This window comes from Hymenobacter latericoloratus (genome assembly GCF_014199535.1).
In the GTDB taxonomy this organism is placed as follows: domain Bacteria; phylum Bacteroidota; class Bacteroidia; order Cytophagales; family Hymenobacteraceae; genus Hymenobacter; species Hymenobacter latericoloratus.
This window is the reverse complement of the sequence record NZ_JACHNV010000001.1, coordinates 1260007-1276647: the sequence shown is the minus strand read 5'-3', so window position 1 is coordinate 1276647 and position 16641 is coordinate 1260007. Positions and strand designations below refer to the sequence as shown.

Genomic DNA, 16641 nt, shown 5'->3' with positions numbered 1-16641 from the left:
TTCATGAGTTAGCCAGCGGGAGAGGTCCTTCGCGCTGCTCAGGATGACAGCTCCTTTCTTCTGTCACCTCAGCACCATTCACCTCATCACCTGATTCACTTCTTCCCCACGAAATTGTACTGCACCCCTACCGATACCGTGCGGGGAGCGGCGGGCGTGAAGGTGGTGCGGTCGGTGAGGGCATTGCCGCGGGTGGCGGCGTTGGCGTACAGCTCGTCGGTGAGGTTGATGACGTTCACGAAGACTTCCAGCGTTTCGCGCCAGCTGTAACCGGCCCGGGCGTTGAGCACGCTCACGCCGCGGGCCCCGAACAGGGTCCGGTCATCGTATCGCACCTGGTTCACTTGGTCTTGGTACCAGCTGCTGATGCGCTGATACTCCAGGGAAGCGCGCAGGCCGCGCAGCCACTGGGGCTTGTATGTCAGCTCGGTGTTGGCGACCCAGCGCGGAGCCTGGGGCATCTGCTTGCCATTCACATCCTTTACCGCGTCGGTGGCGTTGGTACTGAGGGCAAACTCTTCGAAGCGGTGCATGGCGTTGGTGCCGCCGAAGCGGAAGAACAGCTCGGTGGTAGGCTTCCAGGTCAGGCTGTATTCGATGCCGCGGTGCAGGGTTTTGCCGGCGCTCTGGTAGTCGGTGGAGTTATCGGGCTGGCGGATGCTGAGCAGCTCGTTGCGCCCATCCAGCTGGTACAACGCCACATCCACGTACACCTTGTTGTCTAGCAACGACGCCCAAGCCCCAATTTCGCGGTTGTAAAAGCGAGCTGGTTGCAGGTTGTAGTAGAACTCGGCGGGTACTACCTCGCCGGTGGGGGTAGTAACGCCGGTGCCGGGGCGCTTCCGGAAAATAGCCGTGAGGCCGGGCGGCGAGAAGCCCTGCGAGTAGTTGGCGTACAGCCCCCGGCCGTGGCCCAGGTCGTAGGTCAGCCCGATTTTGGGGGTAGCCTGCTGGAAGGTTTTCGTGCCGCTCGACTTATCGAGGTAGTTGTCGTAGTCGAAAGACAGGCGGTCAAAGCGCCCGCCCAGGGTGAGCTGCAGCTTGGGCAGCGGGTGAACATCCAACTGGGCATACACGGCCGAGTTCAGCAGGTCGGTATCGTAGTTGGCAATGGGGAGGTCGGGCCGGTCGGCCGTGATGGTGTACTTCTCCACCGACTTCTTATCGGCCCGCAGCTGGGCCGCCAGGTCAATCTGGTGGGCATCGTACTGGGTAGGCGAATAATCGAAGCTAGCCCCACCAATCAGGCGCGAGTTCAGCCAGTTCCAGCGCACACTGTGCTGGGCAAGCAGACCGTAGCTCTGGAAACGGTTCTCGTTGACCTCGCCCGTAGCGATAGCAGCCCCGGCCCGCCACCGGATGCCGTACGAAGGGTTCTGGCCGATGCTGTTGTCGCGGAAGAAGCCCGTGAGGGTGGTCTGGTTCTGGGCGTTCCACTGCCACTCGGCGGTGAGGCGGGCGCGCAGAGCGTAAGTTTTGCGGTAGGTAAAATCAGTCGGGCTGCTGTACTCGCGGCGGTAGTAAGCCACGCTATCCACCGAGCCGCTGGTTTGGGAGTCGTAGTCGTTGTACGAGGCGGCGGCCGTCAGGTGAGTGCGGGTGCCAAGGGCATATTCCAGCCGGGCGTTCAAACTGACCTTGTCGTAGTCGGAGCTGGCCAGCCAGGAGTTGCGCTGCCGGGCCACGTAGCCACTCACGAAGCCCCCGAGCTGGGGCGTGAGCATGCCGCCGCCCCCAAATTGCACCCGCCGGTAGCCGTAGTTATCGGCCTGCACGCCCACGCTGGCCGTTGGGACGGCGGTAGGGCGCTTAGTCAGCAGGTTGAGGGCGCCGCCTACCGCCTCCGGTCCGTAGAGCGAGGAGGCTGGGCCCTTCACTACCTCAATAGAGTTGATGGCCAGCGGATTCGATTCCAGCAGCGCATTGTGGTTGAACACGCCCATAGGCCGCAACGGAATTCCATCTTCCAGATACAGGAAGTAGGCGTTGGTGCCAAAAGGCTGCCGGATGCCCATGGCGTGCTGCTCGTTACCGTAGTTGAGCATCACCACGCCCGGCACTTTGTTGATCAGCTCGGCCAGCAGGGTGGGTTTGGTGTCCTGCACCAGGGTAGGCGAAAGTTTGGCAATAGCCACCGGCGCATCGGTGCGCAATTGAGCCTCACGGCTGGCAGTTACCACCACCGTTTGCAGGTCCTGCACGGCCGGGTTCAGGGCCACGCGCAGGGGTAGGCCCTCGGCCGGCACGGCCACCGTGAATGGCTCATACCCCACCGCTGACACCACCAGCTCAGTGGCCGAGGTGATCAGGGAAAACTGCCCGTTCGGGTTGGTGGCGGTGCCTACTTGCCCATCGGGGGTGCGGATGGTGGCTCCAAGAACAGGTTCTTTGGTGGCCGCATCGAAGACGCGGCCGGTTAGGGCACGTTGGGCCCAGGCAGCCTGACTGGCGCACAGGGCCAGGGGCAGCAATACCGTTTTTATCACAGGAAGAAAGGCTGATTGACGGCAGGCCGCGCCAAGGCCCTAGCACACGCAGGTGCTGAGCTAGCCGCGCGGGCCCACCAGATTGGGTTAGACCGGGGTCAATCAGCCCTCTGCGGGCGGGTGGTCGGGGCCGGGCCGGTCCCAGGCGTAGGACTCCACACGGTACGCCCCGTAGTGGGGGGTAGCAGGGAAGTGCGTGGGTGGGGTGAGGCGCAGGGGCACCACCGTAGCACAGAACAGGTTAACATCCTGTACTACCTGCTTGCTGCCGGGCTGCTGCTTTTTCTCGTGCTCGGCCACCACCTTTAGCTGCTTGCGCAGGTGGCACTTGCCATTACACTTTAGCTGGGGCTTGTCGCGGTTGATGCACAGCACCCGGGCAATGTAGTCCTGATTCAGCCACCAACTCACCGCAATACCCAACTGCCCGGTGCAGTGCACCGAGAGCGAGAACAGCAGCAGAATAGCTATGGCCTGACGCACAGGAAACGGATGAGAAGCTACGAATACTGCTGCAAAGGAACATCCTCCAACCGCTCGCACCAAGTATTGTACGCCATTAGCGGGATTTTATACATCCCAATACCCAGTTTTTGATAGCCAGATGAGGCCCTGGGCTATCTGTTCGTTACGGCCTCACTGCGCGGCGACGAGGGCAAAGTGTTTTACTCGGAGAAGATAGAGGAAGGCAAGTAGCAGAAAGGGCAAAAGAGTAAATAGACCGTCATGTCGAGCTTGTCGAGACATCTCGCGTGCTGATGTTGCAGTGCTAATCCAACGTCAGCACGCGAGATGTCTCGACAAGCTCGACATGACGGTCTTGATTCTGGCGGGAATGATGTTTTGCTGTTTCAATAATGCAGTCCATCCATCCTCTTCAATTCCGCTAAATTCGCAGCCTACCCATTCTAACCGCTGCAACTGCCCTTGTCCTTCACTCGCTCCCTCCCGTTTCTGTGGCTGCTGCTGGCACTGCTGAGCCCCTTCGATGGCTCGGCCCAGCGCCGCAAGAAGAAGCCATCCGCTAAGAAAACCACGGCTACTGCTCGCCGTGCTTCCGCCCCGCAGGCGGCTGGAACCGCTAAACCACTGGCCGCCAACAAGCCTACCCCCGCCAAGAGTCGCAACCTGCCGGTGCCGTTTGCCGGGCAGTTGGGCCAGTCGCGGTGGGTTGATTCGGTGATGAAGACGCTCACGCCCGATCAGCGGGTAGCCCAGCTGTTCATGGTGGCCGCCTACTCCAACCGCAAGCGCATTGATGAGGACTCTGTATCGGCCCTGATTCAGCAGTACGGCATTGGGGGGTTGATTTTCTTCCAGGGCGGACCGGTGCGCCAGAGCAAGCTTTTGAACCGCTACCAAAGCCAGAGCAAAGTGCCTCTGCTGGTAGCCATGGACGCCGAGTGGGGCGTGGGCATGCGCCTCGACAGCGTGCAGCGCTTTCCCTACCAGATGAGCATGGGCGGAATCCGCGAAAATCAGCTGGTGTACGACATGGGTACCGAGGTGGCAGCTCAATTTAAGCGCCTGGGCATGCACGTCAACTTCGCGCCGGTGGTCGATGTGAACAACAACGCTCAGAACCCCGTCATCGGGTACCGCAGCTGGGGCGAGAATCGGGAAGGCGTCACGGAGAAAAGCTACCTCTACATGAAGGGCATGCAGGATGCGGGCGTGCTGGCCGTAGCCAAACACTTCCCCGGCCATGGCGACACCGACACCGATTCGCACCTGGCCCTACCCCTGCTTCGCATCGACAAGAAGCGCATTGATACCCTGGAACTCTACCCCTTCAAAAGCCTGATTAAGCGCGGCATAGGGGGCATGATGGTGGCCCACCTCAACATTCCGGCCCTCGATACGACGGGCCTGCCCTCTACCCTCTCCAAACCTATTATCCAGGGCTTGCTGCAGCAGAAGCTGGGCTTCGAAGGCATCATCTTTACCGACGCCATGAACATGAAGGGCGTCATCTCGAAATACCCGCCCGGCGACGCCGACCTGCGCGCCCTGCTGGCCGGCAACGACATTCTGGAGTTCAGCAAGAACATTCCGCTGGCCCTGAAGATGGTGCGCGAAGCCATCAACAAAGGTCAGCTCAGCCAGGCCGACCTCGATGCCCGCTGCCGCAAGGTGCTGGCCCTGAAGGAGTGGGCCGGCCTGAACAAGTACAAGCCCATCGAGTTGCGCAACCTCATTCAGGACTTGAACACGCCCCACGCCCAATACCTGAGCCAGCGCCTCACGGAGCTGAGCGTAACGGTGCTGCGCAACCAGCGGAGCCTGCTACCCCTGCAGCGCCTTGATACCCTGCGCCTCGCTACCCTCACCATCGGCACCAAGGATACCACCGACTTTCAGCGCATGGTAGCCGACTACGCCCCGGTACGCCACTTCTGGCTGCCCGCCGCCCCCAGCATGGACGAGCTGACGCGCATGCGCGAAACCCTGAAACCCTACAACCTGGTGCTGGTGGGCCTGAACAACCTGGGCCGCCTGCCCGCTACCAACTTCGGTATTGCGCCCGAAACCAACGTGCTGCTGCGCGAGCTGGGTGGCAAGGGCCAGAAGCTGGTGGTAACAGTGTTTGGCTCCGCGTACGCCGTGGCGAAAGTCCGGGACCTGGACCGCGCCGATGCGGTGGTGCTGGCCTACCAGGAAAGCAAGAACGCCCAGGACGTAGCCGCTGAGGTAATTTTCGGGGGCGTGTCGGCCAGCGGTAAGCTGCCCGTGACGGTTTCCGACCGGTATGGCTACGGCGCGGGTCTGGCTACCAAGGGCGGCATTCGGCTGCGCTACAGCTTCCCTGAGGCTGTGGGCATGAACAACAACCTGGAAGCCCGCGTGGACTCTATTATGAATGGGGCAGTAGGGGCGCAGGCGTTTCCGGGCGGCGAGGTGCTGATTGCCCGCCGGGGGGTAGTGGTGCTGCGCAAAAGCTACGGCACCCACTCCTACCCCTCTGCCGCCGGCCAAGCCGCCCGCCCCGTTCGCAACACCGACCTCTACGACCTGGCTTCCGTGACCAAGGTAGCGGCGGCGCTGCCGGCCCTGATGAAGCTCCAGGACGAGGGCAAGTTCAACCCCGACATGACCCTGGGCCAGCTGTTCCCGGAGTTCAAAGGCACTAATAAGGAAAGCCTGAAGCTGCGCGACGTGCTGACTCACCAGGCTCGCCTAAAAGCCTGGATTCCGTTCTGGAAGGACTACACCGAGCCCCGCGGCCTGTTCAACTCCCTGTTCGGCAAGAGCCCCGATGCCAAGGACGTATCGGCCACGCAGCCCGCCGAGATGAGCCGCCGCTACTTCCGCCCCGATTCCTCGGCCCGCTTCCCGTTGCCTGCGGGCCCTCGCCTGTGGGCCCGCCAGGATTTTCCGGAGCGCATCACCAAGGCCATTGCCGAGTCGCCGCTGAACGAGAAGCCGGGCTACGTGTACTCCGATTTGTCGTTTATCATGTACCCGCGCTTCATCAAGGCCGCTTCGGGCAAAACGATTGACCAGTTCGTGACGGATGAGCTGTACCGGCCGCTGGGCGCCACTACCCTGGGCTACAACCCTACCCGTCGCTTCCCGCTCAGCCGCATCACCCCCACCGAGTACGACTCCCTGTTCCGCCACGCCCAACTCCACGGTACCGTGCACGACGAAGGCGCGGCCCTGCTCGGCGGCCTCTCCGGCCACGCTGGCCTCTTCGGCAACGCCAACGACCTAGCCAAACTGGTGCAGCTCTACGCCTGGAATGGCACGTACGGCGGGCAGCAGCTCCTCAAGCCCGAAACCCTGGCCGAGTACACCAAGTGCCAGTTCTGCCCCGACAACCGCCGCGCCCTGGGCTTCGATAGGCCGGCGGCTAACCCCACCGTGAATTCGGCCAACAGCGTTTCCCAGCTCAGCTACGGGCACACCGGCTTTACGGGCACCTACTTCTGGGTTGACCCCAAAGAAGAACTCACCTGCATTGTGCTGACCAACCGCGTGAACCCCACCCGCCGCAACAACAAAATCACGGAGCGCAGCGTGCGGAGCGGGGTGCTGCAGGTAGCCCTAGAGAGCATTCAGCAGGCCCGGAAACAGGCCGTGGAAAGCACGGTGCCGCAGGAGCAGTAATACTACCCTCAGGGAACCAAAAACACTAAGCCCCAACAGTCTCTGTTGGGGCTTAGTGTTTTTAACGACTTCACGAATAGCTATTGAACAGCCAGGCGGCCGGGGCTTAGCTGCAGTATTTCAATTTTGCGGGTTGCCTCTTCCATCTCCAGACCCATGGCTTGCAAGGACTTCAGGATTTCCGCTCTACCGGCTTCCGGCTGTAGCTCCAGCTTCATGTCGTAGCGGCCCAGCAGGCCCGTTTCATCTACCACGGGCTTGCTCGACATATTCTCCAGAAACTCGCGGAGCATTTCCACCCGGCCCCCTTCCACTTCCAGCCCTTTGCCCGACCACATGCCGCTTTCTGGCTTCTTAGACTCCGGCCAGGGCTGCCGGGATTTGCGTTGCCGCAGCACGTACACCGGCCGGCTTTCGCGCACTAGCTGGGGCTGGACCGGAAACTGGCGGGGTAGCTCCTGGCGCAGGTGCCGGAGCAGATGCGCTTTATCCGTCGTGGGCACAATCAAATCCAGGCACACCAGGTTGGCGGGTTCCTGGCTGACTTGCAGGGCGGGCAGTTCGTTTTTCACCCGCAGGTGCGACACTCCGTAGGCTTCGCGGAATAAGGTTTCCACGGGCACATTAATGGCCGTGAGTCGGCGCCCGCGCAGGCCGGGAGTCTGGTCGCGGCGCAGTTGGCTGTGTTGGCCCTGCAGGTAGGGCCGGACGCTCACGGCAAAACGGGTAGCGGTATCGGCCGGGAAGAAAACCAACGGGTCCTTCACTACTACATCGTGCTTGGCTTGCAGCTTGGCCTTTTTCCCGGCCAGAATAGCCCGCAGGGAGGCAGTAGTTAGCTGATCGGGCCGCGTAATGGCCAGCACGCGCTGGTCTTTGCCAATGATAACGGTGTGCGGCACGCTGTTGTGCGGGAAGTAGCGGTAGAGCGGGGCATTCTGGTCGGGTAAAGCCGCCAGCGGAAGCTGCACCGGCCGCCGGGCCACGAACGTCCGGAGCCGCTGCTCCGAGTCGTTGGCTACCCCCACTACCTGCAGCTGCTGCGGAAAGGCCTGCTGCAGCGAATCGAGGTGGAGCAGGGCCGGAATGCACGGGCCGCACCACGTTCCCCAAAACTCAATTACCAGCACTTTGCCTTTCGCTTCGGTAGAGCTGAAGCCGCCTCCGCTGCGGTTCACTACCTGCGAGAGAGTAAACGGCGGCACCAGGTCGCCTTCTCGCAAGGCTTGGCCAAACACCAGGGCGGGGCCGGCACACAGACCAGCTAGCAGGCATACTCGTGGATACATAAGTGGATACATAGCAGGAGGTAGTTTCCAGATGCGTCGTAAACTACTCTTTTCTCAGTAGCTTGTCTGCTACCTCGTTGCCTTCCGCCTAATTCCCCGCTCACTGTCTGCTAGGCCCCTTGCTGAACCCGCCCCTGCGCCTTACGGGGCTGCTGGAACACGCCGCCGGGTAGCACTCCGGTACCGAAACTGTTAGCTGCCCGCCCGAAGGCGGCCTCCACCCCTATACCTACGCCGCGGCCCAGCCGCTACTAGCCAGCTGCTGGCTAGTAGCGGCTGGGCCCTGATCCGGCACGCAGCGTCCGACTGATTAGCTTCGTGCTGCTGTTTGCCGGCAAGGCTGGGCTGGCCGGAGGTAGAAACCTACACTTCTTGCGGCGCCCACAACATCCGTCCCGGCGGCGCGGGCGTCAACTAGTCAGGCGCTGCGCGTCGGCGTGGGGCCCGGCCGCTATTTCACTTCCCCACCCGGAGCCTGAGTTTTCATTTTCTCGGCAATGGCCTGCTGGAGCTCCGGCAGGTGCTCCTGCATACGCTTCTGGCCGATTTCCATGCCGGCGGCCATAAGCTGGGGCATTTTGGTGATGGTTTTGCGGCCGGTGGGCGTCTGGTAGAACTTGGTCAGCTCTTTCAGCTCTTTTTCCGTGAACTCACGGGCGTAGAGTTGCACCATGTCTTCCTTCATCGACTGCCAGCTCATGTACTTGGTGAGGTAGGCGCGCATTTCGGGCTCCACGACTTTCATGCCGGGGTTTTGCTCCAGCTGCGAGGCCAGCATCCGGTCGATGGTGGCCGTGAGGTTCTTTTCGGAATCGGTAGCGGCGAGGAGGTCTTCGGCTGCCTTGCGCTGGCCCGCCGAAATAGGCGTGGCCGCGCTGGGAGTGGCGGCCGTGGTTTGGGCCGTAGCGGCAGGGGCGGCCAGGGCCAGGCCGGCGGCCAATAACAGGAGTTTCTTCATCTGCCGAAGTACGCGAAATTCTATCGACCAAGCTATTTCCCTACCCCCTCCGGCCCGCTACACCTTAATGATAATATTACGGCGGTACATCAGCCAGAGCACGCCCAGCCAGATCAGTACGCACACAATGGCTCCGGCCAAGGAAGCATTTACGGGGCTGAAGTAGGGCACGAAGAAGGTAGCGTACAGCCAGTTGCGCAGGCCGGTGGGCTGCCCGTCGGCGCCCGTCACCTTGATCATGTTCAGCAGGCGCGGAATCAGGCCCGAGAGGAAAAATACAGTAATGGCATTCACGCCGTACACCAGCGGCGCTTTTATCCAGCCGCGGTAGCCCTGCACGTCCGTCAGCCAGTAGAGGCCGGCCAGCACGGCCATAGCCAGCCCACCGGTGTAGAGCACAAAGGAGCTGGTCCAGAGGCTTTTGTTGATGGGAAACCAGCCGTTCCAGATCAGGCCCAGCAGCACGCAGCCGCCGCCGGCCATAAACAGCCACGCTACCCGGGTGGCCGGCTCCACCTCCCGGCGGCGCAGCCACTGCCCGGCCAATAACCCTAGCAGCCCCGTACCAATGGCGGGCAGGGTGCTCAGCAGCCCTTCCGGGTCCCAGGTGCGGCTTTGCTTCCAGAGGTGGGCTTCGCCGAGCACGGCTCTATCAAGCCAGGCGCCGAGGTTGGTGCCGGCCTCCAGGTTGGCGGGGCCGTAGCCGGGCACAGGTACCAACTGCAGCAGCACGTTATAGAAAACCAGCAGAAATGCCAGTAACCCTATTTGCTGCCTACGCGAGGTTTTCAGAAACAGCATGCCGCACACCAGGAACACCACCGCAATGCGCGCCAGCACGCCCGGAATCCGAACCGTACTGAAATCAAACGCAGGAAACAGGGCCCCAAACAATCCCAGCCCAAACAGGATAGCCGCGCGTTTCAGAATCCGGACGAAGGTGCGGCCGTGGGTTTCGGGCTGGCGCCGGGCCCCGTCCAGCGCATAGGTAATGCTGACGCCCACAATGAACAGGAAGAAGGGAAAGATCAGGTCGGTGGGGGTGCAGCCGTGCCAATGCGCGTGTTCCAGCGGCGCGTAGATGTGGCCCCAGTCGCCGGGGTTGTTCACCAAAATCATGGCCATGACGGTGAGCCCCCGGAATACATCAAGGCTCACGAGGCGGCCGGGCTGGGCGGCCTCGGCTAATGGTACGGTACCGGTGGTGCGCACGGCGGCCTGGGTGGTAGTCTGCATACGGAAAAGAAGTAAAAGCCTGCGGAATTGCTTTAAGGGAAGCGGCTGGTAAATCGGTCAGCTTACATACCTCCGGCCCGGCAAGGTCGCCGGGAAAGTTGCGGTTTTGCAACTGATAATCAAAAGCAAATCAGACCTTCAAAAAATACTAAATATAGTTGCTTCCCTACGTTTCGTGCCGTAGTTTTAGCATCCTTGCTCTGGCTAACGCCTCCGTTTCACTGCCCCGCCCTACCCTTCTTACCCGCCCCACCCTACCCTTTTTGCGCTGTTTGGCTGCTGTGCAGCCCGCCGGACCCGTCCCATCCATTCCGGCATCTTTTTTCTTACTTCCGGCCATAATCCAACTGCAACCGAACAGTGCTTCGGTTGCCGCTTCGCTTTATTTTCCTTTCTCTCTCACTCTTTTTCGAACTGCGTATGAAAAGACGTTTATGGTCGTCCTCCGTAGCCTTGGGGCTGCTGGTGGCCGCGCCCGCCGCGTGGGCTCAGCAGGCCGCCACGCGCACCATACAGGGCACCGTGACCGATGCCAACGGCCGGGCCCCGCTGCCGGGCGTGAACGTGCTGGTAAAGGGCACTACTCTCGGAACCCAGACCGACGTGGAAGGCCGCTACACCCTGGCCGGCGTGCCCGAGGGGGCTACCCTCGTGTTCAGCTTTATCGGCTACACCAGCCTGGAGCGCCCCGCCGCCGCCGATAACCAGAACGTGACCCTCTCGGCCGATACCCGCAAGCTGGATGAAGTAGTGGTGACGGCCTTCGGCATCAAGCAGGAGCGCCGCCAGATCAACTACGGCGCCCAGGAAGTGAAGGCCAAGGACCTGATTGACTCGCGCCAGCCCAACATTGTGAATGCCCTGCAGGGCAAAGTGGCCGGGGTGCAGGTAACCAGCTCGGGCGGCGGGGCCGGCGAAGGCGCTTCCATTGTAATTCGGGGCGGCAACTCCCTGGATGCCGACAACCAGCCCCTGTTCGTTATTGATGGCATCATCATGGACAACAGCTCGTTTGCCGAAAGCACCGCGCCCGGCGGGGGCTCGGCGTTCAACGGGCTGCTGGGCCGCTCGGTGGGAAGCACCAACCGCGCCTCCGACATCAACCCCGAGGATATTGAGAGCATGACGGTGCTGAAAGGCCCGTCGGCGGCGGCCCTCTACGGCTTGCGCGCCGCCAACGGGGCCGTAATTATTACCACCAAAAAAGGGCGGGCTGGCCGCACGTCCATCGACTTCCGCACCCAGTTTTCGGTGGATGAGGTAAACCGCCTGCCCCAGCTGCAGGACCAGTACAAGCAGGGCACCGGCGGCGTGTTCGATGCCACCACCCGCAACTCCTGGGGCCCGCGCTTCCAGCCCGGCGAAACGGTGTACGACAACCTGGGCAACTTCCACCGGCGCGGCACCACGTACCAGAACTACCTGACCCTATCGGGCGGCACGGAGAAGGGCACCTTCCAGATATCGGCTTCCCGGCTTGACAACAAGGGGGTAGTGCCGGAAAGCCAGTACGATAAAACCACGGTGCGCCTGGCGGGCACCATGCAGTTTTCGCCGAAAATCAGCGCCTCGGGCTCGGCGCAGTACCTAAACTCGGGCGCCGAGCGGCCCCTGCAGGGCCCTGGCTTGTTTGGGGGCAGCGGGGGCTACTTCGTGAGCCTGCTCAACTGGCCCCGCAACGACGACGCCCGCGTGTACCTGAACCCCAACGGCACGCGCCGCCGCCTGCTGCCCGGCAGCGTGGGCTCTACCGACGCCGACAACCCCTACTGGACGGTAAAAAACAACCCCCAGACCGACCGCACCAACCGCTTCATCGGCAACACGCAGCTGAGCTACGACCCCGTGAAGTGGCTGAAGGTGAGCTACAACATCGGTACCGACCTGTACACCGAGAAAACCCAGTCGGTGCGGGCCATTGGCACCTCCCAGCCCGGCAACCAGGACGGTGGCATTTCGGAATCGACGACCCTGAACCGCCTGCTCAACTCCAACCTGCTGGCCATCTTCACCCACCAGATCAACGAAAACTTGGCCGGGGTGCTGACCATCGGCAACACGGTGGAAATGAGCAAGCGCGAAACCACCGATGTGCTGGGTCAGATTTTCCGGACGCCCGGCGTGGCCTCGCTCAACAACACCGACACGCGCAGCGCCCTGAACACCACCAGCGAGCGGCGCCTGGTCGGCAACTTCGCCCGCCTGAACCTGGACCTGCTGCAGCAGCTTACCCTGGAGCTCAGCGGCCGCTACGACGTGTCGTCCACGCTGCCGCGCAACAACAAAAACTTCGGGGGCGGCTTCTTCTACGGGTCCGCCGCGGCCGGCTACGAGTTCAGCCGCACCCTGGGCCTGGACCAGAACCCGATTTTCAACTACGGCAAAATCCGCGCTTCCGTGGCCCAGGTGGGCAAAGACCCGCTGCCCTACCGCGTTGATTCGCCGCTGGCCCAGAGCTCCTACATCGGGGGCGGCTTCCGCCAGGGATTCTTCGGGGGCAATGCTGATCTGGTGCCGGAGCGCACCACCTCGTACGAGGCCGGCCTGGATCTGCAGTTTCTGCAGAACCGCCTGAGCGTGAATGCCGGCTACTACTACCAAGTAACTACGGATCAGCTGATTGCGCCGCGCGTAAGTCAGCCCTCAGGCTATATTTTTCAGTACATCAACGGCGGCACGGTGACCAACCGGGGCATCGAAATAGCCCTGGCCGGCACCCTGATCAAGCAAGCCAACGGTCTGCAGTGGGACATTCTGGCCAACTTCTACCGCAACGTGAACGAGGCCACCAAGCTGCCCAGCTTCCTGACCGAAGTCAACCAGTCGGACGCCAACATCATTGACGTGGCGCGGGGTAGCGCTTTCCCCGGCCGCCCCATTAACTCCATTGCGGCCCTGGACTACGTGCGCGTAACCAGCGGGCCCTACGCCGGGCAGGTTATCATCGGGGCCAACGGCTACCCCACCATCAACACCAGCACCTACGTGTACGCCGGCAACCGCGCCCCCGACTTCACGACCCAGATTACCAACACCCTGACCTACAAAGGGCTGGAGCTGACCTTCCTGCTCGACTTCCGGAAGGGCGGCAAGGTGGTGAACGGCAACGACTGGTTTACGACCCGCAACGGCCTGAGCACCCGCACCGAGGACCGCTATAAACAGGCCGTGTTTGAGGGGGTAGTACGGCAGGCTGATGGCTCCTACGCGCCCAACACCCGCCCGGTGGAGCTAACTCAGCAGTACTTCCAGAGCATTCTGGGGGCGGTGGGTACTCCTTTCATTGAAGATGGCTCCTGGACGCGCCTGCGCTACGTGACCCTGTCGTACGCGCTGCCCTCCTCCTGGCTGGGCACTTCCATCGTGAAGGGGGCGCAGGTGAGTGTGACGGGCCGCAACCTCTTGCTGCTGACCAACTACTCCGGGGCCGATCCGGAAACGGCGGCGGCGGGCTCCGGCGTGCGCGGCGGCGGCTCCGGCGGCTTCGACTACGGCAACGTGCCCGGCACCCGCGGCGTGGACATGGCCCTGCGCTTTAACTTTTAATCAATGACGTGAACGAGGCCGGCGGGACGGTGGTTGCTACCGCCGCCGAGGCCTACTTTCTTCCTCATTTCCTACTCCCGACTTTAATGAAAAAATATATCTTGGCCCTGGGACTCTTGTGTAGCGGGGGCCTGCTCACGTCGTGCGAGAGTTTTCTCGACGTGAATAACGACCCCAACAATCCGGCCGATGCCACGCCCAACTTCCTGCTGCCCGGCGCTATATCCCAGGCCTTTCAGCAGCAGATGTTCACGTCCCTGACGACGCCTTACATTACCCAGTACATTGTGCGGCGCACGCCCCAGGCCAGCACCGACCAGTTTTTCCTCACCACCGGCAACGGCAACAACACCCTCAACTACTTCTACTACTGGTCGGCGGGCAATGCCCGCGAAGCCCTGAAAACGGCTGAGGCCGAAGGCTCGGTGTACTACGTGGGGGCTTCCAAAATTATTACCGCCATGGGCCTGGCCCACGCCACCGACATGCTCGGCGACGTGCCCTACTCCGAGGCCTTCCAGGGGGCCCAGAACTACACGCCCAAGTACGACCCGCAGGAGCAGGTGTACCAGAGCATTCAGCAGCTCCTGGACGAGGGCATCGTGGAGCTCTCGAAGCCAGCTTCGGCCAACTTCCGGGCTTTCTACAGCACCTCCCCCAGCGTCAGCGGCGACATCCTGTACCGCGGCGACCCGCAGAAGTGGGTGCGGCTGGCTAAAGCCCTGAAGGCCCGGCAGCTGCTGCACCTGAGCAAGAAAGCCAACTTTACGGCCCAGGTAGCGCCCCAGATTCTGAAGCTGGTGGCCGAGAGCTTCACGGGCAAGGCCGACGACGCCCAGCTGCAGTTCCAGGCTCCGGTAGCGCCCCTCACTGGCACCACCAACATTTTCGGGACTACCCGCGCCAACTTTGCCAACGCCACTACGTCGGCTACCTACTCGGCCAACATTATCAAGTACCTGAACGGCAACGCGCCGGGCGCTACCTACCCCGGCGTGGTGGACCCGCGCTTCCCCATCATTGCCACGGCCAACAGCACCGGCACCGACCCGGGCGTGGCGGGCGGCACGCCTATTTCGGCCGCCACCGGCAACGCCACTGACTTCTACAGCAGCTGGTACGCCCGCGACTTGGGCTACTTCGAGGTGATTACCTACCACGAAGTGAAGTTTATTGAGGCCGAAGTAAAGTTTATCACCGGCGACAAAGCCGGGGCTCTGACCGCCTACCGGGAAGGCATTCGGGCGCATATGGACAAAATTGGAGTAGGCGGCAGCAATGCCTCACCCGCCGTAACCTTCGCGCCCATCTCGGCCCAGCAGATAACGGACTACCTCAACAGCGCGGCCGTAGCCCAGACGCCCGATCAGCTGGACCTCAAGCGCATCATGGAACAGAAGTACATTGCCATGTTCCTGAACCCGGAGTCGTGGTCGGACCTGCGCCGCTACGATTTCGACCCCAGCATTTACGTGAACCTGCGCTACCCGGTGGGCGTGAATGCCGCTCTGGCCAACCAGGCCGAGTACAAAAACCGCTGGCCCCGCCGCCTGCTGCCGGCCCTGACGGAAACGCAGTACAACCCCCAGAACGTAGCGGCCCTGTACGCCGCAGTGGGTGCTAGCAACGACTTCGAGTACATCAACAAGCCCATGTGGTGGGACCAGCCCTAAGCCTGACTGCGGCCCCTGTTGATTTCTCTTAACGAAACTCTTTCCATGAAACGGATAATTAACCATACCGGCCGGTGGCTGCTGGCCGCGGCCCCCCTGCTGCTGGCGGCCTGCGACAAAGAGCTGGACACCATGTACTCGGAAGTGGGCGAGCAGCTGCCGACCTTTGTCGGCAACGCCCTGGGCCTGAGCACCAAATACGCCACCGGCGAGACGTTTACCTTCGAGCTGCAGTACGCCCAGCAGACCTCGCCCCTGCGCGAGGTGCGCATTTATCAGCGCGTGGAGCCGGCCACGGACTCCTTGCTGGTGCAAACCATTCCGTACAAAGCGGCCTTCTCCAAGCGCAAAAACGCCGACACGCTGGTAGTGAGCTACACCGTGCCGGCCGGCGCCAACAAAGCCAACGTGCGGGTGTCGGCGGTGGTAGCCGCCGAAAATGGTCAGTCGAAGCTGCGCACGTTCTCCTTCCGCCTGGCCGAGCCTACCCCTACCGTAAGAGTGAACAGCGTGACCAACGTAACCGCCCCGGCCGGGAGCACCCTGGTGCCCGGCGACGTGGTGCGCTACAACGTGGTGCTGAATGACGGCGGCATCAACGCCGCTACCAGCCTGACCACGGCCGGCACGCTCTACAAAGACCTCGACAGCCTGATTACCTACGTGAAGGTGGGCACCGCGCCCGAGCGGCGGGCCCTGCGCCAGCGCCTACCCACCGCCGGCGCCCAAACCGGGGCCCGCACGGCCGTGGATGTAAACGTAACTCTGCCGGCCGGCTCCGGTGGCCAGGAGGTAACGTACCGCTTTGAGGCGAAAAGCCGGTTTGCCGGCACGCCCAACGTGCGCACGGCTTCGGCTACAGCGGCTCCCCTTACGCCCGGCACGGCCACGGCGCTGGCGGCGGCCCGCACTCTCACGCTCACTTACACTGGCACCACCGGCGGCGACCAGGCCGCCCTGGACCTGACTACATTCAGTACGGTACCAGCCGCCGGCGACCCGCTGCTCAAGGACCTGGCCATTACCAGCACGGCCAGCAACGCCGTCCGGCTGCAGGCCCTGAACGGCCGGGCGGCCACGGCCACTACGCCCGCCGCGGAGCCCACCCGGTTTGTGAAAACCACGGCCGCCGTGTACACGGCCGCCACGCTTAACAGCATCCGCCAGACCTACCTGAACGCCGCCACCACGGCCCAGGTAACCACCATCGACAATGCCGTGGTGGGCGACGTGTACGTAGCCCGCCTGCGCAACACCAACCAGTACGCCATTTTCACCGTGACGGGCCTGAACCGCACGGCCACGGACGTGACCCTGACCCTGGCCGTGAAGGCCTTGTAGAA

Annotated in this window: 9 protein-coding genes; 4 read left to right on the top strand and 5 right to left on the bottom strand. The window is 62.4% G+C overall.

Annotation, left to right across the window (positions count from 1 at the left end; genetic code table 11):
- Window positions 1-95 precede the first annotated feature (95 nt).
- Entirely contained in the window at window positions 96-2486 is a 2391-nt protein-coding gene (locus GGU46_RS05510; protein WP_317171860.1) for a TonB-dependent receptor, read from the bottom strand.
- A gap of 102 nt (window positions 2487-2588) precedes the next feature.
- Window positions 2589-2969, bottom strand: coding sequence for a hypothetical protein (locus tag GGU46_RS05505; RefSeq protein ID WP_183402511.1), 381 nt, complete (start codon window positions 2967-2969; stop codon window positions 2589-2591).
- 444 nt (window positions 2970-3413) lie between these two features.
- On the opposite strand from GGU46_RS05505, the gene GGU46_RS05500 reads away from it, so the two are divergent.
- Window positions 3414-6596, top strand: coding sequence for a glycoside hydrolase family 3 N-terminal domain-containing protein (locus GGU46_RS05500; RefSeq protein WP_246398579.1), 3183 nt, complete (start codon window positions 3414-3416; stop codon window positions 6594-6596).
- A gap of 80 nt (window positions 6597-6676) precedes the next feature.
- Here GGU46_RS05500 and GGU46_RS05495 read toward each other — a convergent pair whose 3' ends face one another.
- From GGU46_RS05495 to GGU46_RS05485, 3 genes are all read right to left on the bottom strand, one after another.
- The gene (locus GGU46_RS05495; protein ID WP_183402510.1) at window positions 6677-7885 is read right to left on the bottom strand and encodes a TIGR03435 family protein; all 1209 of its coding nucleotides are present in this window, start codon (window positions 7883-7885) and stop codon (window positions 6677-6679) included.
- Between the two features lie 451 nt (window positions 7886-8336).
- Window positions 8337-8843 carry a DUF2059 domain-containing protein gene (locus GGU46_RS05490; RefSeq protein ID WP_183402509.1) on the bottom strand — a complete coding sequence of 169 codons (507 nt, stop codon included), beginning with the start codon at window positions 8841-8843 and terminating at the stop codon, window positions 8337-8339.
- A gap of 57 nt (window positions 8844-8900) precedes the next feature.
- A complete protein-coding gene (locus GGU46_RS05485; protein WP_183402508.1) occupies window positions 8901-10079 on the bottom strand; it encodes an acyltransferase family protein in 1179 nt (392 codons plus the stop codon).
- A 420-nt stretch (window positions 10080-10499) separates the two neighbouring features.
- Here GGU46_RS05485 and GGU46_RS05480 point away from each other — a divergent pair, with 420 nt between their 5' ends.
- The 3 genes from GGU46_RS05480 to GGU46_RS05470 all read left to right on the top strand — a co-directional run bounded on the left by GGU46_RS05480 (window position 10500) and on the right by GGU46_RS05470 (window position 16639).
- On the top strand, window positions 10500-13625 hold the full coding sequence (locus GGU46_RS05480; protein ID WP_183402507.1) for a SusC/RagA family TonB-linked outer membrane protein: 3126 nt from the start codon (window positions 10500-10502) through the stop codon (window positions 13623-13625).
- A gap of 86 nt (window positions 13626-13711) precedes the next feature.
- Complete coding sequence (locus GGU46_RS05475) at window positions 13712-15298, top strand: SusD/RagB family nutrient-binding outer membrane lipoprotein (protein ID WP_183402506.1); 1587 nt, start codon at window positions 13712-13714, stop codon at window positions 15296-15298.
- 45 nt (window positions 15299-15343) lie between these two features.
- A complete protein-coding gene (locus GGU46_RS05470; protein ID WP_183402505.1) occupies window positions 15344-16639 on the top strand; it encodes a hypothetical protein in 1296 nt (431 codons plus the stop codon).
- Window positions 16640-16641 lie beyond the last annotated feature (2 nt).